Source organism: Actinoplanes flavus (assembly GCF_017592555.1).
Classification (GTDB): Bacteria; Actinomycetota; Actinomycetes; order Mycobacteriales; family Micromonosporaceae; genus Actinoplanes; species Actinoplanes flavus.
The window spans coordinates 108,154-128,623 of sequence record NZ_JAGFNS010000028.1; the positions used below are offsets into that span (position 1 = coordinate 108,154).

Annotated in this window: 22 protein-coding genes; 14 read left to right on the forward strand and 8 right to left on the reverse strand. The window is 71.8% G+C overall.

Annotated elements, in window-relative coordinates:
• Positions 1-10: 10 nt before the first annotated feature.
• Positions 11-136, reverse strand: coding sequence for a hypothetical protein (locus J5X75_RS45685; protein ID WP_274383734.1), 126 nt, complete (start codon positions 134-136; stop codon positions 11-13).
• A gap of 119 nt (positions 137-255) precedes the next feature.
• Between J5X75_RS45685 and J5X75_RS33575 the strand changes: the two genes are divergently transcribed.
• The 8 genes from J5X75_RS33575 (at position 256) to J5X75_RS33610 (ending at position 6,159) form a co-directional block, all read left to right on the forward strand.
• Positions 256-1,818 carry a glycoside hydrolase family 3 protein gene (locus J5X75_RS33575; protein WP_208471635.1) on the forward strand — a complete coding sequence of 521 codons (1,563 nt, stop codon included), beginning with the start codon at positions 256-258 and terminating at the stop codon, positions 1,816-1,818.
• A 65-nt stretch (positions 1,819-1,883) separates the two neighbouring features.
• Positions 1,884-2,210: a hypothetical protein gene (locus J5X75_RS33580; protein ID WP_208471636.1), complete on the forward strand. Its 327-nt coding sequence runs from the start codon at positions 1,884-1,886 to the stop codon at positions 2,208-2,210.
• Positions 2,211-2,253: 43 nt separating this feature from the next.
• The gene (locus J5X75_RS33585; RefSeq protein WP_208471637.1) at positions 2,254-3,081 is read left to right on the forward strand and encodes a DUF1206 domain-containing protein; all 828 of its coding nucleotides are present in this window, start codon (positions 2,254-2,256) and stop codon (positions 3,079-3,081) included.
• 107 nt (positions 3,082-3,188) lie between these two features.
• Complete coding sequence (locus tag J5X75_RS33590) at positions 3,189-4,358, forward strand: mechanosensitive ion channel family protein (RefSeq protein WP_307798432.1); 1,170 nt, start codon at positions 3,189-3,191, stop codon at positions 4,356-4,358.
• Between the two features lie 202 nt (positions 4,359-4,560).
• Positions 4,561-4,971 carry a phage holin family protein gene (locus J5X75_RS33595; RefSeq protein ID WP_208471638.1) on the forward strand — a complete coding sequence of 137 codons (411 nt, stop codon included), beginning with the start codon at positions 4,561-4,563 and terminating at the stop codon, positions 4,969-4,971.
• Positions 4,968-5,333, forward strand: coding sequence for a DUF3618 domain-containing protein (locus tag J5X75_RS33600; RefSeq protein WP_208471639.1), 366 nt, complete (start codon positions 4,968-4,970; stop codon positions 5,331-5,333). The genes J5X75_RS33595 and J5X75_RS33600 overlap by 4 nt, the downstream gene beginning before the upstream one ends.
• Entirely contained in the window at positions 5,333-5,605 is a 273-nt protein-coding gene (locus J5X75_RS33605; protein WP_208471640.1) for a DUF4235 domain-containing protein, read from the forward strand. Before J5X75_RS33600 ends, J5X75_RS33605 begins: the two co-directional genes overlap by 1 nt.
• A 350-nt stretch (positions 5,606-5,955) precedes the next feature.
• Positions 5,956-6,159, forward strand: coding sequence for a cold-shock protein (locus tag J5X75_RS33610; RefSeq protein WP_011905669.1), 204 nt, complete (start codon positions 5,956-5,958; stop codon positions 6,157-6,159).
• A gap of 108 nt (positions 6,160-6,267) precedes the next feature.
• On the opposite strand, the gene J5X75_RS33615 is transcribed toward J5X75_RS33610, so the two are convergent.
• Positions 6,268-6,459 carry a hypothetical protein gene (locus J5X75_RS33615; RefSeq protein ID WP_238490415.1) on the reverse strand — a complete coding sequence of 64 codons (192 nt, stop codon included), beginning with the start codon at positions 6,457-6,459 and terminating at the stop codon, positions 6,268-6,270.
• A gap of 41 nt (positions 6,460-6,500) precedes the next feature.
• Positions 6,501-7,478: an aldo/keto reductase gene (locus tag J5X75_RS33620; protein WP_208471642.1), complete on the reverse strand. Its 978-nt coding sequence runs from the start codon at positions 7,476-7,478 to the stop codon at positions 6,501-6,503.
• A gap of 64 nt (positions 7,479-7,542) precedes the next feature.
• On the opposite strand from J5X75_RS33620, the gene J5X75_RS33625 reads away from it, so the two are divergent.
• Together J5X75_RS33625 and J5X75_RS33630 are read left to right on the forward strand one after the other, a co-directional pair.
• Positions 7,543-8,283, forward strand: coding sequence for a trans-aconitate 2-methyltransferase (locus J5X75_RS33625; protein WP_208471643.1), 741 nt, complete (start codon positions 7,543-7,545; stop codon positions 8,281-8,283).
• 12 nt (positions 8,284-8,295) lie between these two features.
• On the forward strand, positions 8,296-9,318 hold the full coding sequence (locus tag J5X75_RS33630; RefSeq protein ID WP_208471644.1) for an adenosine deaminase: 1,023 nt from the start codon (positions 8,296-8,298) through the stop codon (positions 9,316-9,318).
• Here J5X75_RS33630 and J5X75_RS33635 read toward each other — a convergent pair.
• The 4 genes from J5X75_RS33635 to J5X75_RS33650 all read right to left on the reverse strand — a co-directional run bounded on the left by J5X75_RS33635 (position 9,309) and on the right by J5X75_RS33650 (position 14,055).
• Positions 9,309-9,455, reverse strand: a complete 147-nt coding sequence (locus J5X75_RS33635) for a hypothetical protein (protein WP_208471645.1) — start codon at positions 9,453-9,455, stop codon at positions 9,309-9,311. The two genes, J5X75_RS33630 and J5X75_RS33635, sit on opposite strands and share 10 nt — an antisense overlap.
• A gap of 27 nt (positions 9,456-9,482) precedes the next feature.
• Positions 9,483-11,576: an RICIN domain-containing protein gene (locus J5X75_RS33640; RefSeq protein WP_307798434.1), complete on the reverse strand. Its 2,094-nt coding sequence runs from the start codon at positions 11,574-11,576 to the stop codon at positions 9,483-9,485.
• 365 nt (positions 11,577-11,941) lie between these two features.
• Positions 11,942-13,363, reverse strand: a complete 1,422-nt coding sequence (locus J5X75_RS33645; protein WP_208471677.1) for a HAMP domain-containing sensor histidine kinase — start codon at positions 13,361-13,363, stop codon at positions 11,942-11,944.
• A gap of 2 nt (positions 13,364-13,365) precedes the next feature.
• Positions 13,366-14,055 (reverse strand): response regulator transcription factor, encoded by a 690-nt coding sequence (locus J5X75_RS33650; RefSeq protein ID WP_043525920.1) that lies wholly within the window; start codon positions 14,053-14,055, stop codon positions 13,366-13,368.
• A gap of 97 nt (positions 14,056-14,152) precedes the next feature.
• Here J5X75_RS33650 and J5X75_RS33655 point away from each other — a divergent pair, with 97 nt between their 5' ends.
• From J5X75_RS33655 to J5X75_RS33670, 4 genes are all read left to right on the forward strand, one after another.
• Entirely contained in the window at positions 14,153-15,076 is a 924-nt protein-coding gene (locus tag J5X75_RS33655; RefSeq protein ID WP_208471647.1) for an ADP-ribosylglycohydrolase family protein, read from the forward strand.
• A gap of 99 nt (positions 15,077-15,175) precedes the next feature.
• Positions 15,176-17,173, forward strand: a complete 1,998-nt coding sequence (gene thrS / locus J5X75_RS33660) for a threonine--tRNA ligase (RefSeq protein ID WP_208471648.1) — start codon at positions 15,176-15,178, stop codon at positions 17,171-17,173.
• Between the two features lie 114 nt (positions 17,174-17,287).
• A complete protein-coding gene (locus J5X75_RS33665; protein ID WP_208471649.1) occupies positions 17,288-19,348 on the forward strand; it encodes a GGDEF domain-containing protein in 2,061 nt (686 codons plus the stop codon).
• 75 nt (positions 19,349-19,423) lie between these two features.
• Positions 19,424-19,897, forward strand: a complete 474-nt coding sequence (locus tag J5X75_RS33670; RefSeq protein ID WP_208471678.1) for an HIT family protein — start codon at positions 19,424-19,426, stop codon at positions 19,895-19,897.
• Here J5X75_RS33670 and J5X75_RS33675 read toward each other — a convergent pair.
• Positions 19,871-20,449: a TetR/AcrR family transcriptional regulator gene (locus J5X75_RS33675; RefSeq protein WP_208471650.1), complete on the reverse strand. Its 579-nt coding sequence runs from the start codon at positions 20,447-20,449 to the stop codon at positions 19,871-19,873. The genes J5X75_RS33670 and J5X75_RS33675 overlap by 27 nt on opposite strands.
• Positions 20,450-20,470: the final 21 nt, after the last annotated feature.

Consider the following 20,470-nt stretch of genomic DNA (forward strand, 5'->3'; position numbering starts at 1 on the left):
CCCGGTACCCCTATTTGCCGCGGAACATGCGGCGGATCGCCCAGAGCAGGAAGAGCACCGCGCACGCGATGCCGAGAAGCCGGACGGCGTGCACCTGGGACCAGTCGACACCGGTCGCCGCGACGGTAGTGAGCACGTGCACATCCTACTGATCGGGAGCCACAGGAAATAGAAAGGTTTGTTGACTAAAGTCTGCGGGGGGTGTGACCATAGGTCCCCGACGGGGGAGCGAAAGTATCGGAGGTACGGGGGCACATGTCCATTCACGGCGAATTGCCGGAGTTGGCGGCCGCGGTCCTACAGCCGGGCTTCGTCGGAACGACCGCCCCGGACTGGGTCCGCCGGTGGCTCGGCGCCGGGCTCGGGGGAGTGGCCCTCTTCGCGCGCAACGTGGAGTCACCCGGACAGGTGGCCGCCTTGACGGCGCAGCTGCGCGCCGAGCACCCGGATGTGATCGTGGCCATCGACGAGGAGGCCGGTGACGTCACCCGGTTCGAGTCGCGGCTCGGCAGCTCCCGGCCCGGCAATCTGGCGCTCGGCGCGGTCGACGACGCCGATCTCACCGAGACGGTCGCCCGCGATCTCGGCCGGGAACTGGCCGACGCCGGCATCACCCTGAACTACGCGCCGGACGCCGACGTCAACAGCAACCCCAAGAACCCGGTCATCGGGGTACGGGCATTCGGCGCCGAACCGCACCTGGTGGCCCGGCACACCGCTGCCTTCGTCCGCGGGCTCCAGGAGTCCGGGGTGGCCGGGTGCGCCAAGCACTTCCCGGGGCACGGTGACACCGCCGTCGACTCGCACCACGATCTCCCGGTCATCGACCGCACCGCGGCCGAGCTGGCGGCCTGCGAACTGGTCCCGTTCCGGGCGGCGATCGCGGCCGGTGCCCGGGCGGTGATGACCGGGCACCTGCTGGTCCCGGCGTACGACACCGAGCTGCCCGCCACGCTCAGCCCGCGCATCCTGACCGGCCTGCTGCGCGAGGAGTTCGGCTTCGACGGCCTCATCGTCACCGACGCCATCGAGATGCAGGGCGTCCGCCACCGCTACGGGCTGGAGGGCGCCATCGTCCGGGCGCTGGCCGCCGGCGCGGACGCGGTCTGCGTGGGCGGTGAGCACGCCGACGAGCAGATCGCGATCCGGCTGCGGGACGCCATCGTCGCGGCGGTGCGGTCCGGGGAGCTGCCCGAGGAGCGCCTGCACGACGCGGTACGCCGGGTCCGCGCCCTCGGCTCCTGGACCACCCGCGTCCAGACCGCCACCGGCGCCCGTGCGGTCGCGGACGCCGCGGCCGGCAACGAGGTGGCCGTCCTCGGTTCGACGGTCGGGTTCGAGGCGGCCCGCCGCGCGGTCCGGGTGACCGCCGCCGACGGTGGTCCCGAGCTGCCGGTGACCGGAGTCCCGCACGTGGTCGAGTTCGCGCCACTGCGCAACATCGCCATCGGCAGCGAGACGCCGTGGGGTGTCGGCGAGCCGCTCGCCGAGCTGCTGCCCGGCACCACGTCGGTCCGGTTCTCCGCCGACGACCTGGAGCCGCTGGCCGACCCGGCGGCCCCGGTGCTGGCCGGAGCGGGTGGGCGCCCGCTCGTGCTGGTGGTCCGGGACGTGCACCGGCACCCGTGGATCGCCGGCACGCTGAGCCGGGTGCTGGAGGCCCGGCCGGACGCGATCGTCGTCGAGATGGGCATCCCGGTCACGGTGACCGGCGGCGTCCACATCGCCACCCACGGCGCGACCCGGGCGCTGGGCCGCGCCGCCGCCGAACTGATCGCCGGCCTCGACGTGCCCTCCCCCCAACCGGTCGCCGCCTGACCGGCGCTCGGCGGGCCGTTCACCCGGCCGGGCCGGGGTTGCTCGCCGCGCGTACCGTGGAAAGGGTGTTGATCTCGAAGCCCCGCCGCCGCATCGCCGCCGCACTCGCCTCGGCCGTTCTCGGCCTCGCGCTGCTCACCGGGTGCGGTGACGACGTGAGCTGCGGCCTCGACCAGTGCACCGTGACCATCGCCCGAGAGACCAACGCCAGCGTCGACGTGCTCGGCGTCGAGGCGAAGTTCGTCTCCGCCGACGAGAACACCGTGACCCTCGACGTGGCCGGCGAGCAGATCCAGCTCACCAAGGGCCAGCAGGCGATCGAGGCCGGCGGCCTGACCTTCAGCCTGTCCAGCGTGACGCCGGACGAGATCCAGGTGGAAGTGTCGCGCTGAGGCAGCACGTTTGACGATCGTCGCTCCCGGTCACATGGGGGACATGTCCTCCACAGCCTCGAACGTCAAATACACCGCGTCACGGGCCGCCGAGAGCAAACCCCTGGAGTTTCTGGCCCGGGGCGGCTTCATCGGGTACGGCATCATCCACCTGCTGTTCGCGTGGATCGCGTTGCAGGTGGCCTTCGGCAGCGGCTCCGGTCAGGACAGCGACCAGTCCGGAGCCCTCCAGGCCATCGCCCGGCAGTCGTTCGGCAAGACGTTGCTGATCGTCATCGCCGTCGGCCTGGCCGCCATGGCGATCTGGCAGGCCTTCGAGGCGGCCGTCGGCGAGAGCGGCCCGCGGGACCGCACCGCGATGGCCGAGCGGGTGCTCTCCGGCGTCCGGGCCGTCCTCTACGGCTACCTCGCCTGGATGGCGGTCAAGATCGTGCAGGGCGCGAACGCCTCGATGGGTGACAACTACCAGAGCAAGACCTCCGGCCTGATGGCCTCGGACGGCGGCCGGTGGCTGGTCGCGCTGATCGGCCTGGTCGTGCTCGGCGTCGGCGCCGGCATGGCCTGGTACGGCTACCGGCGCAAGTTCGTGAAGCACCTCAACACCCAGCAGATGCCGGCCGGCACCCGCCAGCCGATCATCCGCCTCGGCGTGGCCGGTTACCTGGCCAAGGGCACGGCGTACGCGATCGCCGGTCTGCTCTTCGTCGCCGCCGCCGTCAACTACGATCCGGACAAGGCCCGTGGTCTGGACGCGGCGCTCAAGACGCTGGCCAGGCACTCCTGGGGTGTGTGGTTGCTGGCTCTGATCGCCGCCGGCATCGCGGCCTTCGGCGTCTACTGCGTGGCGCAGGCTCGCTATCGAAAGATCTGACCCGGAACCCTGGGCGGCGGCGGATGTGAGCTATCTCGGCATCCGCCGCCGTCGGTGTGTAGACGCACCGCGGGGGGCAAGGCTTCACGTCCGTGGAGGCAATACCAGTGACCAGTACGAGGATCGTCCTACTGGACGTCCTGGGGGCGGCGGCCGTGGCGCTCCTGCTCGTCGAGATCGCGCACCGGGTGATGCTGCGGCTCGGCCGGAAATCCCCGCTCGCCACCGATCTGGCGCGGAAGCTGCACCGTCCGTTGCTGACCACCGTCACGCTGCTGACGGTGCAGCAGGCGGTCCGGGTCTGGGCCGACGACTTCGCCGGCCGGTCCGGCGTGATGCACCTGCTCGTGCTGCTCTGCATCACCGCGTCCGCCTGGCTGGTCGGCGCCATGCTGCTGGTGCTGGAGGACATGGCGCTGGCCCGATGGCACACCGACGTGCCGGACAACCGCAAGCGCCGCCGGTTCCGGACGCAGGTGGTGATGCTGCGCCGGGTCACCGTGGCCGGCATCGTGGTGCTGACCGCCGGTGTCATGCTGATGACCTTTCCGGGGATCCGCGCGCTCGGCGCCAGCGTGCTGGCCTCGGCCGGGTTGATCAGCGTGGTGGCGGCCCTGGCCGCGCAGAGCACGCTGGGCAACCTGTTCGCCGGCGTGCAACTGGCGTTCAGTGACGCGATCCGGGTCGACGACGTGGTCGTGGTGGAGCAGGAGTGGGGCCGGATCCAGGAGATCACCCTCACCCACGTGGTGGTGCAGATCTGGGACGACCGCCGGCTCATCCTGCCCACCTCGTACTTCACCACCAAACCGTTCCAGAACTGGACGCGTACCGGGTCGGCGGTGCTCGGCACGGCCGAGATCGACGTGGACTGGTCCACCCCGGTGGAGCCGGTCCGGGGCGAGTTGCAGCGGGTCTGCGAGAGCAGCGACCTGTGGGACGGCCGGGTCTGTGTGCTCCAGGTGACCGAGGCGATCGACGGCCGGGTCCGGCTGCGCGCGCTGGTCAGCGCCAACGACGCGGCCGCGCTCTGGGACCTGCGCTGCCTGGTCCGGGAGGAGCTGGTCTGCTGGATCTGGGAGAACCAGCGTGGCGCGCTGCCGCGGCTGCGCGCCGAGGTGCAGTCGGTGGCGTCCGAGCCGGCCCGGGTGGGCGGTCACATCGGCCCCGGCCCGACGTCCGACGCGGCCCGGGTGTTCAGCGGTGGGCTGGACGGCGACACCCGCGGGCTGGTGTTCGGCGGTCCGGTCCAGGTCGCCCCGGAACACAAGGATTGAGGAGGCCCGGATCCGGTTGCCCGGTATCGCAACGAGGAAAGGGATCCGGTTGCCCGGTATCGCGAGGAGGGAAAGGCCCGGTCCCGGTCGCCCCGGGCGGTAAGGATGGAAAACGCCGGACCCGGTTGCCCCGGGCGGTAAGGATTGAGGGGGCGGGGACGAGGGCATACACCGGTCACATACGGGATGAAGGGGGGACGCGATGACCCGGTCGCTCACCGAGCAATCCACCGCGGAACTGGTCCAGCGGGCCAGTGAACAGCTCAGCCGCCTGGTCCGGGACGAGCTGGCGCTGGCCAAGGCGGAACTGGCGGAGAAGGGCAAGCACGCCGGGATCGGCGCCGGCCTGTTCGGCGGCGCGGGCGTGCTCGCCTGGTACGGCCTGGGCGCCCTGATCGCGACCTCGGTCATCGCACTGGACCTGGTCCTGCCGCTGTGGCTGGCCGCGCTCATCGTCGCCGTGGTGCTCTTCGCGGTCGCCGGTGTGCTCGCGCTGCTGGGCCGCAAGCAGATGAACCGGGCCGTCCCGCCGGAACCCATGGCCGCGATCGAGAGTGTCAAGGCCGATGTCGACGAAGTGAAGAACGCGGTCAAGGAGCGAAGCCGGGTATGAGTGACATCAACGGTTCCGCGGCGAAACCTGATCTGGTGGCGCTGCGGGAGGAGATCAGGCAGACCCGATCCGACCTCGGCGAGACGGTGCAGGCGCTGGCGGCCCGCGCGGACGTGAAGGCCCGCGCTCGCGAGCAGGTCGCCGAGACGAAGGCGCGGGTGCGGTCGCGGGCGGCCGTGATGACCGGCCGGGTGCGGGAGGCGGCCAACGGCACGGCCGTGCGGATTCGGGAGGCCGATAAGCGCGATCTCGCATATCGCGCCGGTTCCCGGGTACGCGCGAACCCGTGGCCGACCGTGCTGACGATCGCCGGATTGGCCGCGATGGCCGGTATCGTGCTGATCGTCCGAGGGAGGCGCTGATGGCGGGAAAGCTGAAGAAGGCCGCTTTCAAGCCGGTGAACGTGGTGCTGGGCGTCGCGGCCGGTGCGCTGGCCGGCCTTCTCTTCAAAGAGGCCTGGAAAATGATCTCCGGTGACGACGACGCCCCGGACGCCGGTGACCCGGATCGTGGCTGGGGAGAGATCCTTGCGGCCGCCGCGCTGCAGGGTGCGATCTTCGCGGTGGTGAAGGCGGCGGTCCACCGTGGCGGCGCGATCGGCACCGAGAAACTCACCGGAACCTGGCCCGACTAGATCATCTCTTGTATAGACAGGAGTCTTGCCGGTCCCCCGGTTCGTTCCCGCTTCGACGGGAAGAAGTGGGGGGCCTTTTCCATATCGGTCACCCATTATTGGATTCCTACGAGGGGGAGCTTTACAGCCCGATTTTCGGGTACAGTGTGGCCAGTTTTTGCGTACGTGGTTCGCTGCTTCCGCTTGACCGCGGGACGCCGGCCCCATCCCGGGTGGTCGGCGGTGTCACGAGGTCGGGCGGATGGGACGTCCTCTGAAAGGCCGCCTCGCGGTACCGCTGCTCGAAAACGGTCATCGGCCCCGCGCTGCCGCGGTTGGGCGGGCCGGCATTTTCAGAAGGAGAGTTCAGCATGGCGCAAGGAACCGTGAAGTGGTTCAACGCAGACAAGGGCTTCGGCTTCATCACCGTCGACGGCGGGGGTGCTGACGTGTTCGTCCACTTCTCGGCCATCCAGACGAGCGGCTACCGCACTCTGGAAGAGAACCAGCGGGTGGAGTTCGAGATCGCCCAGGGCCAGAAGGGCCCGCAGGCGGAGCAGGTTCGCCCGCTCTGAGACTAATCCGCCGGTCGTGAGACCGGCTCGCCGGCCGCCTGGCGGAGGCCGGCCCGACCGTGGCCCCGCACCCTCATCGAGGTTGCGGGGCCTCTTTCGTCCTCCGAACTACTGGACGGGCTTCTGCCCGGCGGACCGCCGCCGCATCCCGACAGCGATCAGCAGGAGCCCGGCCATGATCAGGGCGCCGCCGACGGCGGCCCACACCGTCTGGCCGCTCATCGCGCTGTAGGGCAGCACATCCAGCCCCTGGAGTGTCCAGACGCCGCCCAGCACGATCGCGACCAGGCCCAAGGACATGGCAAGCCAGCCCCTCAACCGCGGCCTCTCGGTTTCATTGTTCACCATTTGTCGTGCACCTGCGGGCGAATCAACTCATCGTAGACCGCGGTGATCATTTCCCGGGTTTCCGGCGAGAGGGCCGGAACATCCGCGGCGGCCGCGTTCGCCCGGGCCTGTTCCGGGTTGCGGGCGCCCGGGATCACCACCGTCACGGCCGGCTGGTCGATGATCCAGCGGAGGGCGAACTGCGCCATCGTGACGCCGGCCGGCACCAGCGGGCGCAGCCGGCCCACCGCCTCGAGACCGGTACGGAAGTCCACCCCGGAGAACGTCTCGCCGACGTCGAACGCCTCGCCGTGCCGGTTGTAGTTGCGGTGGTCGTCGGCGCTGAACGTGGTGTTCTCGTCGTACCGCCCGGAGAGCAGGCCGCTGGCCAGCGGGACCCGGGCGATGATGCCCACCCCGGCCTCGGCGGCGGCCGGCAGCACCCGCTCCAGCGGCTTCAGGCGGAACGCGTTCAGGATGATCTGGACGCTGGCCACACCGGGCCGGGCGATCGCGGTGAGCGCCTCCTCGACCCGCTCGACGCTCACCCCGTACGCCGCGATGCGCTTCTCCTGGACCAGGGTGTCGAGCGCGTCGAACACCTCGTCCGAGGAGTAGACCGCGGTCGGCGGGCAGTGCAGCTGCACCAGGTCGAGGGTGTCCACGCCGAGGTTGGCGCGGGACCGGTCGGTCCAGGCCCGGAAGTTGTCCAGGTGGTAGTTGCCCGGCTCCTGCGGCAGGCGGCGGCCCATCTTGGTGAAGACGGTCAGGCCCGGACGGTCCTTCAGGAACGAGCCGATGATCTGCTCGCTGCGGCCGTCGCCGTACACATCCGCGGTGTCGATGAAGGTGACACCGGCGTCCACGGCGGCCTGCAGGGTCGCGTGCGCGTCGGCCTCGCTCACCTGGCCCCAGTCGGCTCCGAGCTGCCAGGCGCCGAGGCCGACCACGCCCACGGTCCGCCCCAGCTTGCGAAAGCTTCGATTTTCCACGCCGTGACACTACCGCTCGTCTGTTAGCGTCAAACAATACGTACGTACGGTTTTGGAGGTCGATATGTGGGACCCCGCTGTCTACCGCCGGTTCGGCGCCGAACGCTCGCGCCCGTTCTTCGACCTCGTCGGACGGATCGGCGCCGACCGCCCGCGTGCCGTCGCCGACCTCGGCTGCGGGCCCGGTGAGCTGACCCGTACGCTCGCCGAACGCTGGCCGGACGCCCGGGTGACCGGTCTCGACTCGTCACCGGAGATGATCGCGAAGGCCGCCGCGCAGCCGGGACCGGTCGAGTTCCGGCAGGGCGACATCGCCGACTGGAGTCCCGGCCCGGACGTCGACGTGGTGGTCACCAACGCGGCGCTGCAATGGGTGCCGGGGCATCGCGAGATGCTCGCCCGGTGGGCCGCCGCGCTGCCGTCCGGCGCCTGGCTCGCGATGCAGGTGCCGGGCAACTTCGACAGTCCGGGACACCGCGCGGCGCGGGAGCTGTCACCGGTCGAGCTCCGATCGGATCCGGTCGACGACGCCGTCGGCTACGCGGAGCTGCTGACCGCCGCGGGAGGCACCGTGGACGCCTGGGAGACCACCTACCTGCACCTGCTGCCGGTCACCTCGCAGGAGCATCCGGTGCTGCGCTGGATGGAGGGGACCGCGCTGCGGCCGGTCCGGGCCGCGCTGAACGACGAGGACTGGGCGGTGTTCCGGGCCGCATTCGAGGCGCGGCTCACCGAGGTGTATCCGGAGCGGCACGGCCTCGTGGCGTTCCCGTTCCGCCGTATCTTCGTGGTGGCTTCTATTTAGGGGGAACCTTCCTTGACCGACCTGACGTCGTTCATCGCCGGCCTGCCCAAGGCCGAGCTGCACGTCCACCACGTCGGCTCGGCGTCGCCGCGGATCGTCGCCGAGCTGGCCGCCCGCCACGAGGGCACCTCGCCGGTCCCGGCCGACCCGGCACGGCTGGCCGAGTACTTCGAGTTCCGGGACTTCGCGCACTTCATCGAGATCTACCTGAGCGTGGTCGACCTGATCCGCGACGACGAGGACGTCCGGCTGCTCACCTACGAGATCGGGCGCGAGCTGGGCCGGCAGAACGTCCGGTACGCCGAACTGACCGTCACGCCGTACTCCAGCGTGCGGCGCGGCATCCCGGCGAAGGCGTTCTGCGAGGCGATCGAGGACGCCCGCTCCGGCGCCGCCCGGGACTTCGGGGTGGACCTGCGCTGGTGCTTCGACATCCCGGGGGAGGCCGGCCTGCCCGCGGCCGAGGAGACCCTGCGGGTCGCCCTCGACGAGCGGCCCGACGGCCTGGTCAGCTTCGGGCTGGGCGGCCCGGAGATCGGGGTGCCACGGCCGCAGTTCAAGCCGTACTTCGACCAGGCCCGCGCGGCCGGCCTGCACAGCGTGCCGCATGCCGGCGAGACCACCGGCCCGGAGACCATCTGGGACGCCCTGCGCGAGCTCGGCGCCGAGCGGATCGGGCACGGCATCGCGGCCGCCCAGGACGAGCGGTTGATGGCCCACCTCGCCGAGAACGGCATCCCGCTCGAGGTCTGCCCGACCTCCAACCTGCGCACCCGGGCGGTCGCCGACCTCGACCAGCACCCGATCACCACCCTGGTGGCGGCCGGTGTGCCGGTCAGTGTGAACTCGGACGACCCGCCGATGTTCGGCACCACGCTGGAGCAGGAGTACGCCACCGCCGCCCGGCTGCTCGGCCTGGACACCGCCGGAGTGGCCGACCTGGCCCGCGCCGCCGTCCGGCACAGCTTCCGGACCGGCGACGGGAAGGCGGCCCTGCTCGCCGAGATCGACGCCTACCAGGCGGCTCAGGGGTAGAGCGGGTCCTGCCAGCAGGCGACCATCGTCAGCGTGCCGATGGTCAGGATCGCCAGCCAGCGCACCAGCCGCCGCCGGTTGAACCGGGCCGGATCCTCGTCCGGCTCGGTCTCCGCCTTGCTCAGCACATCAGGCATCAGCCTCTCCCGTCGTCCTCCGCCGACTCAGTCGGGAACCGCGGTCCAGCTCTGGTGCCGCTGGCCGGTGTCCTTCTGTAGCACCAGCACGCGCCGCGTGCCGAAGCGCTGGGCGCCCACACCGATCACCAGGTCACCGGTGGTGGCCCAGATGGTGAAGCCGTACGCCGAGGCGCGCAGCGTCCACCGCGCCGCCGCGCCGGCCTCCTTGCAGTCACCCTGCACCAGCGGCGCCCCGGCGGCCGCGGCCCCGCCGAGCGGCACCACACAGCGGTTGCTCGCCTTCGAGACCAGCGAGTAGGTGCCGCCCTCGGCCGGCACCAGCTGCCACTGCTGCTGGGTGCCGCCCTCGTCGGTGCCGAGGACGACCGGGGTGCCGTCGGCCGCGCGGGCCGCGTACAGGTCGGCCGCGCCGCCGGTCAGCGAGTTGGTCAGCACGAACCAGGAGTTCTGCACCGGGCGGGCCGACGGCGCCGTCTCGGCGCTGCCCTTGGCGTGGTAGCCCAACCTCCGGTTACGGACCTCGACCCGGTACTTCGCGTCCGGCTTCAAGCCGATCAGACGGGCCCGGGTGGCGCGGGTGGTGGCCACCGGCTTGCCGTCCACCGACACCTCGTACTGGGCGTTGTCGGAGGCGGCGCTCCAGATCAGCCGGACCGAGCCGCTGGTCGCGTCGCGGATCTCCAGCACCGCCTGCACACCGTCGTCGGTCACCTCGGGCGGCCCGGCCGCGACCCCGTCGCCACCGGGCTGGTCGCCGGTGCCGCCCGCCTTGGGCGGCGCGGTGCGGTGCGCGACCGGGGTGATCTCCACCTCCGGCGGCCCGGCCGGGACGCTGGGCTGCGGCGGCGCCGGCCCGGTGCTCGCCGAGACGCTGGGGCCCGGCGTGGGCGTGGAGACGCTCGGGCTCGGCTGCGCCGCGCTCGGCGCGGGACCCGGCGCGGACGGTTTCGCCGGCGGGGGGCCGGCCGGCGTGTCCCGGTCCGGAACGGTGGCGCCCGGGGCGTCCGGGATGTCGTCGCCGCCGTCACTGCGCAGCAGGAACTCGCTGAGCGCCACGTTCCAGTGCTCGTCCAGGTAGCTGCCCGGCTTCGGGTCGGTGCTGAAGTAGTCGTCGTGACCGCAGTCGAGGCGGATCTCGTTCTTCTTCGGGCACACGTTCTTCACCGGCTTGCCGGTCCGGTCCTGGCCGCACAGCAGGTCGTACTCGTCCAGGCAACCGCCCGCCCCGGTGGCGTTCGGCGAGTCGGTGAGGACCGCGCCGAGCGAGCGGGTGAGCTGGTGGGCGGCCATCGCGGCGCTCCAGCAGCCGGAGTCGACCCGGGCGTACGACGGGCCGCCGTTGTTGCGGTTGCCGCGGCCGGACCGGGTGTCGTTGACGTAGGTCGAGATGCCGCAGTACAGGTTCGTGTCGGCGAACATCAGGTACTTGCGGTCGGTGCGGTTGTAGCCGAGCCCGCGCAGCGCGTCGATGGTCGCGGTGAACGTGCGCAGCGAGCCGTCCGGCAGCTCCACCTCGGCCACGTCGGCGCGGCACTCGGGTGTCGTCACGTACCGGATGTGGCGGGAGCCGCCGGTCTCGCCCGCACTGGCGTCGTAGATGGCGTCCACCCCGGCGGCCCAGGTCCGGAACGAGTTCAGGAACTTCGGGTACCGGCTGGCGCTGCCCGACTCGTGCAGGTAGAGCAACTGCACCCGCTTGCCGGTACGGCCGTCGCCGGCGCAGGCCACGTCGTCCGGGCCGAGGATGAAGTCGGCCTGTCCCGGAGCGGCGTCCGGCACCAGCGCCGGGGCGTCCGCAGTGATCGCGCTGCCGCCCTCGTCACGGGCGATCTCGGCGTCCCCGGGCACGTTCCCGGTCTCCCGCCGGACCGGGGTGATCTGGTCGCTGCCGGCGGTCACCGGGGCGACGTCACGGCGTACCGCGAGACCGGCCGGGGCCGGGTCCGGGCCGTGCGTGCAGACCTCTTCGTACAGCTGGTACGCCCCGGCGCAGACCGAGCCGGAGGAGGCCAGTTTGAGTCCGCTGTAGACCAGGCCCTGCTCGGGCGCGTCGCTCGGCAGCGAGGTCAGCGCGAAGTCGTCGGACGGGCCGGAGCCGATCACGCTGGGGCCGATCACTCCGCCGACACCGAGAAGGGCCAGGCCGAGGGCTACCGGAAGGAGCCGGAAGGTCGCGGAGCGTGTGCGCGGTGGTGTCGGGGGGCTCGCCGCGCGGCGCCGTCCTGGCGGCGACCCGCGGAACGTCGGCCGGCGATGCGCGGACACGGCGTCTCCTCGTCGAGCTGAGTGGCGGTGGGAGGGGTCCATGGGGTGACCGCCTCCCACCGCGCGGTGGCTTCGCGGTTCGCGGCGTAGGGGACGCGCTGCGGGTTGCGATCCGGGAAGCCGGATGGGATCCAGGGGAACCCTGCCAGCCTCGCGCCCCCAGGGGAACGTTCTTAAAACAGATATAAGCCAGGGCTGTTTCGTTCGGGGGATACGGCTCATTCCCGTCCTCGTTGCCAGCGACGTCGTCCCGGATCGCGGTCGCGTGCCGGTCGGCCCCGTCCGACCAGCCCGAACCTGCTCGGCTGCTTGGGGGTGGCGTCCGCGTCGGCCAGCAGCATGACCACGCTGGCGCCACCCATGGCGGCCCGGTCCAGGCTGAGCGACCCGCCGGTAGCCTGCGCCACCCGGCGGGCGATGTCCAGCCCCAGACCGGTGGAACCCTGATTGCTCTGCCCGCGCCGCAGCGCTCCCTGTGGATCCGGGATACCGGGGCCGGCGTCGTCGACCCGCAGCGCCACCCAGCCGTCGCGCCGGGACAGCCCGACCTCGAACGCGGTGCCCTGCGGGGTGTAGCGGAAGACGTTGCCGAGCACCGCGTCCAGCGCGGCGGCCAGTTCGGCCCGGGCCACCGGCACCGGGATCCGCAGGTGCGCGCCGACCACCCGGTACTGCCGCTCCTGGTCACCGGCGAGCGCGGACCAGAACATCATCCGCTCGCGGACCACCTCACTGGCGTCGCACAGCCCGTCCTCGGGCGCGGCGGCCACCCGGTCGGCGACGGCCTGCCGGGTGGTGTTGATCAGGTGGTTGACCTCGTCCTCCAGGGTGGTGATCGCCTGCCGGATGCGCCGGATGCCGCGGCGGCGATCGACCTCGTCCGCGGTGAGGTCGATGATCTGGGTGTCGTCCGGGTCGAGCGCCTCGGCGTCGAGCCGCAGCGCGGTCAGCGGGGTACGCAGCCGGTGCGACAGGTCGGCGACCAGTTCCCGCTCGTCGGTCCGGGAGGTCACCAAGCGGTCGGCCATCCGGTTGAAGGCGTAGCCCGCCTCGGCGAGCTCGCGCGGCCCGGACGGGCTGATCCGTACGCCGAGGTCCCCGTCACCGACCGCGAGGGCCGCGTCGACCAGGTTGCGGGCCGAGTCCACCGCACCCCGGGCCAGCCGGTCCACCACCACGACGGCGCCGCCGACCAGCACCACGGCGAGGCCGAGCAGCAGCCACCAGTCGCGGGCGGTGTTCCGGTTCAGCGCGGAGGCGGGCACGAACGCCTCGACCACCACGGTCCGGTCGCCGACGGTGACCGGGCGCAGGTGCACCACGCCGCCGTCGACGTCCTCGACGGTCGGTTCGGGCGCGGTCGCGGCCCGGTCGATCAGCGCGCCGTCGGCCCGCCCACCGGTGGACGGGGCGAGGCCCGGGGTGTGCACCACCGGCGTGCCGCCGGCCAGCGTGATCGCGGCGGCCACGCCACGCTCGCCGGCTCCGGTCGCGAGGGCGCCGGCCACCGTCGAGGTACGCGCGGCGGCGTCGGCGAGGGCGGCCTCCCGGTGATCGTTGCGCAGGCCCCAGCCGAGCGGGACGAGGAAGACGAGAGCGGCGACGGCGGTGGTGGCGGCGGTGGTGTACGCCAGCCGCAGCCTCAGTCCGGCGCCACCAACCGGAATCCGACCCCCCGCACGGTGCGCAGGTAGCGGGGCTTCGCCGCGGACTCGCCCAGTTTCCGGCGAAGCCAGTACAAATGCACGTCGATGGTCTGGTCCTCGCCGACCGATGGCTGTCGCCATACCTCCTCCAACAGCTCACGACGGGAAACCACTCGGCCCGGGCGGGCGGCGAGGTAGGCCAGCAGGTCGAATTCCTTGCGGGTCAGCGCCAGCGGCTGATCGCCGAGGGTGGCGCTGCGCTCGCCGACGTCCACCCGCAGCTCGCCCACCTCGTGGACGGCGGGTTGCGCGGCGCGGCTGGCCCGGCCGACCCGGCGCAGCACGGTGGCTATCCGCGCGTCCAGGTGGGCGCCGGTGAACGGCTTGACCATGTAGTCGTCGGCGCCGGCCCGCAACAGCCGCACGACGGTCTGCTCGTCGTCGCGCGCGGTGGCGATGATGATCGGCACGTCGGTGATGCCGCGCAGCATCCGCAGCGCGTCCGACCCGTCCAGATCGGGGAGACCGAGGTCCAGCACGACGAGGTCGGGCGTCTCCGCGGCGACCCGCCGCAGCGCTTCCAGGGCGGTGCCGACGGCGTGCACGGCGTGCCCTCGATCGGCGAGCGAACGGAGCATGGCGCCGCGCACGACATGGTCGTCTTCGACGAGCAACACCGTGGCCATGCGAAGACCGTAGCGTCCATGGCAAGGCAGAACCTAAAGGGTGATCGAGCGAGAGTCTTTGATGACTCTCAGTGATGGAATACGATCCGAAGTACCGATGTCTTTCACACTCTTTCCCGGTACCCGCCGCACGCTCGCCCTGGAGTCCCTGGCCGGCCTGAGCGTCGGCGACGCCCTCGGCGCGCAGTACTTCGTGCCCGGCAACCGCCCCTCCGACCTCCTCGAAGCCCGCCTCCCGGAACCGCCGTGGGAGTGGACCGACGACACCGAGCAGGCCTGCTGCCTGGTCGCCACCCTGGCCGAGGGCGACTTCGACCGGGACGCCTTCGCCATCCGGCTCGCCGACTGCTTCGAGCCGTACCGCGGCTACGGTCCCGGCGCGGTGACCATGCTCCGCGAGATCCGCGACGGCCTGCCCTGGCCGATCGCCGCGGCCGCCGCCTTCAACGGCCAGGGCTCCTGCGGCAACGGCGCGGCGATGCGTGCCGCGCCGCTGGGCGCCTGGCACGCGGACTCCCTGGCCCACGCGGCCGTTCAGGGGGTACGCGCCGCGGAGGTCACCCACGCGCACCCGGAGGGGATCGCCGGTGGCGCGGCCGTCACGGTGGCCGCCGCGGTGGCCGCCGCCGCCCGGCTCAACGGCCACCGGCCCGAGCGCGGGCAGCTGCTGCGGGCCACGGCGGGGCACACCCCGGCCGGAGTGGTCCACGACGGCCTGATCGAGGCGGCCGGCCTGACCGCGGTGACGGTCGTGGAGGCGGGCCACCGGCTCGGCTCGGGCGGGCAGGCGACGGCGCAGGACACCGTGCCGTTCGCCCTCTGGGTCGCCGACCGGTTCCTGGACGACTATCCGGCGGCCGTGGCGGCGTGCGTGGTCGCCGGCGGGGACGTCGACACCACCGCGGCGATCGCCGGGGGAGTCGTGGCGGCGTACACCGGCCTGGACGGCATCCCTTCGGCCTGGCTGTCGGCCCGCGAACCGCTTCCCGCCTGGCTGGCCGAGGAGGCCGGCGGGGAATAGCCGGGCCCGGCGGGGACGGGGCAGCCGGGCGAAACCGGGCGGATAGCATCAGGGACGGCCCGGAGCAGCCGAGGCCGACCCACACGAATGGAGATCACCGTGTCTGCACCCCGTACACCCGCTGTGGCCGACCCCCTAGTCGTCCCGGCCGGGACTACGGCGGCCGACGCGGTGGCCGCCGCGGGGCTTCCCGCGCACGGGCCGAAGGCGATCGTCGTGGTCCGGGACGCCGACGGCCGGCTGCGCGACCTGAACTGGGCGCCGCCCGCCGACGCCCAGGTGACCCCGGTCGCGATCGACGAGCCGGACGGCCTGGACGTGCTGCGCCACTCGACCGCGCACGTGCTGGCCCAGGCCGTGCAGGACGTGTTCCCGGAGGCGAAGCTGGGCATCGGCCCGCCGATCCGGGACGGCTTCTACTACGACTTCGACGTCGAGAAGCCGTTCCAGCCGGAGGACCTGACGAAGCTCGAGAAGCGGATGCAGGAGATCGTCAAGGCCGGCCAGACCTTCCACCGCCGGGAGTACTCCTCGCTCGACGAGGCCAAGGCCGAGCTGCACGCCGAGCCGTTCAAGCTCGAGCTGGTCGACATCAAGGGCGACGTGGACGAGGAGGCCGCCGCCGTCGGGGCCGGTGAGCTGACCCACTACGACAACCTGAACAAGGACGGCGAGCGGGTCTGGGGCGACCTGTGCCGCGGCCCGCACCTGCCGTCGACCCGGCTCATCCCGGCGTTCAAGCTGATGCGCTCGGCCGCCGCCTACTGGCGCGGCAGTGAGAAGAACCCGCAGCTCCAGCGGATCTACGGGACGGCGTGGCCGTCGCGGGACGAGCTCAAGGCGTACCTCAACCGTCTCGCCGAGGCCGAGCGCCGCGACCACCGCAAGCTGGGCACCGAGCTGGACCTCTTCTCCTTCCCCGACGAGATCGGGTCGGGTCTCGTGGTCTTCCACCCGAAGGGTGGGGTGATCAAGCGGGAGATGGAGGACTACGTCCGGGCCCGCCACATCGAGGAGGGCTTCCAGTACGTGGGCAGCCCGCACATCACCAAGGAGGGCCTGTTCCACACCTCGGGACACCTGCCCTACTACAAGGACACGATGTTCCCCCCGATGGAGCTGGAGGGGGCGAACTACTACCTCAAGGCGATGAACTGCCCGATGCACAACCTGATCTTCAGGTCGCGCGGGCGGTCCTACCGTGAGCTGCCGATGCGGCTGTTCGAGTTCGGCACGGTCTACCGCTACGAGAAGTCCGGCGTGGTGCACGGCCTGACCCGGGTGCGCGGCCTGACCCAGGACGACTCGCACTCCTACGTCACCGCCGAGCAGGCCCCCGGCGAGATCAAGCACCTGCTGAACTTCGTCCGTTCGCTGCTCGACGACTTCGGCCTGGACGACTACTACCTGGAACTGTCGACCCGGGACCCGAAGAGCGACAAGTTCATCGGTACGGACGAGCAGTGGGAGAAGGCCACCAAGGTCCTGTCCGACGTGGCCGACGAGTCCGGCCTCGAGCTGGTGCTCGACCCGGGTGGCGCGGCGTTCTACGGCCCGAAGATCAGCGTGCAGGCCCGGGACGCGATCGGCCGTACCTGGCAGATGTCGACCATCCAGTACGACTTCAACCAGCCGTCCCGGTTCGGGCTGGAGTACCAGGCGGCGGACGGCTCCCGCCAGGAGCCGGTGATGATCCACTCGGCGAAGTTCGGCTCGATCGAGCGGTTCTTCGGTGTCCTGGTCGAGCACTACGCGGGCGCCTTCCCGGCCTGGCTGGCGCCGGTGCAGGTGGTCGGCATCCCGATCCGCGACGACCACGCCGACTACCTGGCCGCTTTCGTGGAGCGTCTGCGCAAGGAAGGCATCCGGGCCGAGGTGGACTACTCCACCGACCGGATGCAGAAGAAGATCCGCACCGCCCAGCAGCAGAAGATCCCGTTCATGGCGATCGCCGGCGACGACGACGTCAACGGCGGCACCGTGTCGTTCCGCTACCGGGACGGCTCGCAGCGCAACGGCGTCTCGATCGACGAGGCGGTCGCGCACGTGGTCGAGGTGGTCCGCTCCCGGGTGAACTCGGGGCCGTCCGCCGCCTGATCCGCGCCGCGTGGAGCCTCCGCTTCCGTGCCGCGTTTGCTCAAGTTCGCGGAGGGCCCGTCCGACAGGACAACGGACAGCCCTACGTGATCAGGCGGCGGATGCGGAGGTTCCATGCGGTATCGGACGCCACCGGTGGCCATGGCGAGTTACGTGTTGTCCGGGATCTGCCTCCTGGTACATCTCACCGGGCTCGGCGGCTGGATGTTCCAGCTGCACGTCTACCGGATGACCGCGCCGCTGGTCCTCCTCGGCCCGATCTGGATGGCCTGGCGGGCCGCGCGCCAGGCGGTGGGCGCCGGCGCCCGGCAGTTCGCCCGCTACTCCGGCGCGGCGTGGACCACCATGGCGCTGGGCGCCACGGTCGGGATGATCCAGCTGGTGATCACCGGGAACACCACCTATCCGTCGGCCAACCCGGTCCTCCAGCTGTCCGACCTGGTCGCCCTGGTGCTGATCCTGATCGCGCTGGTCGCCGTCCCGGTGAACCAGCGCTGGGCGGGCAGCGTCGGCCGGTTCGGCCTCGACATGGCCATCGTGCTGGTCACCGGGCTGCTGTTCAGCTGGTACTTCTTCGTCGAGCCGACGTTCGACCGCGGCGCGGGCACCATGGTCGCCGCGTTCGTCCTGCTGCGGACGGGCGGAGTCCTGGTCGCGATCTTCGCGGTGGCCCGCCTGGTGCTGGGCGGAACCTCCGAGATGAGCCGCCGCACCCTGTTGACCTGGGGAGGCTCGGGCATCTGCCTGGTGGCGCTGGGCGTGTCGCAGCGGAACCTGCCCCCGGCGCAGATGCACCTGGCGCTCGCCGCCTGGGCGCTGTTCACCGGTCTGATCACGGCGGTCGCGGCGGCGCATCTGCGCAGCGTCGAGACCGCGGCCGCGCGACCGGCCCCGGCGGCTCCGGCGACCGAACCCACCTCGGCCCGGCGGTCGACCAGCACGATGCCCTACCTCGCCGCGGTGGCCTCGTACGCGTTGCTGACCGGTGTCCTGCTGAACGGCCGTGACCACCGGTCCTGGCCGATCGTGGCCGGCTCGATCGTGCTGACCTGCCTGGTGGTGATCCGGCAGTTCGTCAGCCTGCGGGACAACGGCCGGCTGCTGGCGCAGGTGGAGGGCAGCCTGTTCGCGTTGCGTGAGGCGCTCCGCCGGGAGCAGATCCTCAAGGAGCTCGGGACCGTCCTGCTCACCACCACCGACGCGGCCGAGGTGCACCGGCTCACGGTCGCGGCCGCCGCCAACGTGGTCGCGAAGTGCCCCGGCGCCCGTACCGCGGTCGTCCGGGTGACCCCCGACGACCCGGACAACTGGACCGTCCTGCGCGCGGCCGGCAGCAGCACCACGGTGGTGGCCGGGGTCCGGGTGCCCGGCCACAACGTGCCGGACGAGCTGCTGGCCCGGCTCGCCGACGGTGAAGTGATCTCGGGTCCGAGCCTCGCCGCCCTCGGCGTCCGCGGGATGGAGGCCGTCGGCGCCCGGCCGACCATCCTGTTCCCGCTGCTCAACGGCGCCCGCTTCTTCGGTGTGCTGACCGTCGGCGCGGACCACGACCTGCCCGCCGACGTGCTGGAGTCGTTGCAGACCCTGCGTACTCAGGTGTCGCTGGCGCTGGACAGTGTGGCGCTGACCGACGAGCTGACCCGGCGAGCCATGCACGACATGCTCACCGGGCTGGGCAACCGGGCACTGCTCTGGGACCGGCTGACCGTCTCGCTCGCCCGGACCCGCCGTACCAACCGGACGGTCGGGGTGCTGCTGCTCGACCTCAACGGCTTCAAACCGGTCAACGACACGTACGGGCACGACGCCGGCGACCTGGTGCTGATCGAGGTGGCCGACCGGCTGCGGGACTGCGTGCGCGCCGAGGACACGGTGGTCCGGCTCGGCGGCGACGAGTTCGTCATCCTCGCCGAGGATCTGACCGATGCCGAGGGCGCGCTGATCGTCGCCGACCGGGTGGTCCGGGCGCTGAACGAGCCGATCGTCGTGGAGGGCCGGACCGTGCACACCCCGGCCAGCCTCGGCATCGCCCTCGCCCGGCCCGGCGACAAGCCGGACGACGTGCTCCGCGACGCGGACACCGCGATGTACGTGGCGAAGCACCGCGGCGGCGCGGGCAGCTACCACCTGTTCGGCGACTCCGCCGACGCGGAACGGGTCGATGAATGCGCATAGGATGGCCACGTGGACGAGCGGGTGGCGTGGACCGGTGAGCCGGACGGGCTGGAGCGGCTCTGGACGCCGCACCGGATGACCTACATCTCGGGCGAGGACCGGCCCGAGGGTGGTTACGAGAAGCCAGCCGGCTGCCCGTTCTGCCTGGCGCCCGGCCGGCCCGAGGCGGAGACGCTGGTGGTGGCGCGGGGCGAGCTGGTCTTCGCGGTGCTGAACCTGTACCCGTACAACCCGGGGCACCTGCTGATCTGCCCGTACCGGCATGTGGCCGACTACACCGACCTCACCGAGCGCGAGACGGTCGAGGTGGCCGCGTTCACCCGGACGGCGATGCGGGTGGTCCGGGCGAGCAGCAGCCCGCACGGCTTCAACCTGGGGATGAACCAGGGCTCGGTGGCCGGCGCCGGGATCGCCGCCCACCTGCACCAGCACGTGGTGCCGCGGTGGGGCGGCGACGCCAACTTCATGCCGGTGGTCGGCCGGACCAAGGTGCTGCCGCAGCTGCTCTACGACACCCGGGACCTACTGGCCAAGAACTGGCCCGCCTAGCGCCCGGATCCCGGCGACGACCTCCTCGGCCGACGGGGCGGTCGCCGGGTCGGTGAGCCACTGGGTCACCACCCCGGACATCAGCGCCATCTGGACGGCGCCGACGGTACGCACGGTGGGCTCGTCCAGCTCGTCCTCGGGCCGGCCGGTGACCAGCGCGGTCATGCCCTTGCGGCCCTCGTGGACGCCGGCCGCGAGCTGGGCGCGCAGCGCCGGGTCGTGCTCGCTCTGGGTCAGCGCCTCGACGCTGGCCAGCCAGAGCCGCCGGTCCGCCTGGACGGAGCGGATCACCCGCCGCCAGAACCGCAGCATCGGCTCGGCGTCGCCGTCGCCGTCCGGTTCGCTCAGCGCCCGGCCGACCGCCTCGCCCCAGTCCTCCATCGAGCTGATCATCGCCGCGGTGAGCAGCGCCTTCGTCGATCCGTAGTGGTAGCCGATCGACGCGAGGTTCGTCCCGGAGGCGGCCACGATGTCGCGTGCGGTGATGTTGGCGTACCCCTTCTCGTAGAGCGCTCGCTTCGCTCCTACCAGCAGGTCTTCCCGGTGGCCCATGTCGCGCATCCTAACTTCTAT

What these genes read in the sequence shown, in the direction of transcription:
- J5X75_RS33585 (WP_208471637.1), top strand. Translation starts at nt 2,254, where the DNA reads ATGTCCTCCACAGCCTCGAACGTCAAATACACCGCGTCACGGGCCGCC.
- J5X75_RS33605 (WP_208471640.1), top strand. Translation starts at nt 5,333, where the DNA reads ATGGCGGGAAAGCTGAAGAAGGCCGCTTTCAAGCCGGTGAACGTGGTG.
- J5X75_RS33615 (WP_238490415.1), bottom strand. Translation starts at nt 6,459, where the DNA reads ATGTCCTTGGGCCTGGTCGCGATCGTGCTGGGCGGCGTCTGGACACTC.
- J5X75_RS33610 (WP_011905669.1), top strand. Translation starts at nt 5,956, where the DNA reads ATGGCGCAAGGAACCGTGAAGTGGTTCAACGCAGACAAGGGCTTCGGC.
- J5X75_RS33670 (WP_208471678.1), top strand. Translation starts at nt 19,424, where the DNA reads ATGACCTACATCTCGGGCGAGGACCGGCCCGAGGGTGGTTACGAGAAG.
- J5X75_RS33595 (WP_208471638.1), top strand. Translation starts at nt 4,561, where the DNA reads ATGACCCGGTCGCTCACCGAGCAATCCACCGCGGAACTGGTCCAGCGG.
- J5X75_RS33625 (WP_208471643.1), top strand. Translation starts at nt 7,543, where the DNA reads ATGTGGGACCCCGCTGTCTACCGCCGGTTCGGCGCCGAACGCTCGCGC.
- J5X75_RS33665 (WP_208471649.1), top strand. Translation starts at nt 17,288, where the DNA reads ATGCGGTATCGGACGCCACCGGTGGCCATGGCGAGTTACGTGTTGTCC.
- J5X75_RS33650 (WP_043525920.1), bottom strand. Translation starts at nt 14,055, where the DNA reads ATGGCCACGGTGTTGCTCGTCGAAGACGACCATGTCGTGCGCGGCGCC.
- J5X75_RS33655 (WP_208471647.1), top strand. Translation starts at nt 14,153, where the DNA reads ATGTCTTTCACACTCTTTCCCGGTACCCGCCGCACGCTCGCCCTGGAG.
- J5X75_RS33635 (WP_208471645.1), bottom strand. Translation starts at nt 9,455, where the DNA reads ATGCCTGATGTGCTGAGCAAGGCGGAGACCGAGCCGGACGAGGATCCG.
- J5X75_RS33575 (WP_208471635.1), top strand. Translation starts at nt 256, where the DNA reads ATGTCCATTCACGGCGAATTGCCGGAGTTGGCGGCCGCGGTCCTACAG.
- J5X75_RS33600 (WP_208471639.1), top strand. Translation starts at nt 4,968, where the DNA reads ATGAGTGACATCAACGGTTCCGCGGCGAAACCTGATCTGGTGGCGCTG.
- J5X75_RS33675 (WP_208471650.1), bottom strand. Translation starts at nt 20,449, where the DNA reads ATGGGCCACCGGGAAGACCTGCTGGTAGGAGCGAAGCGAGCGCTCTAC.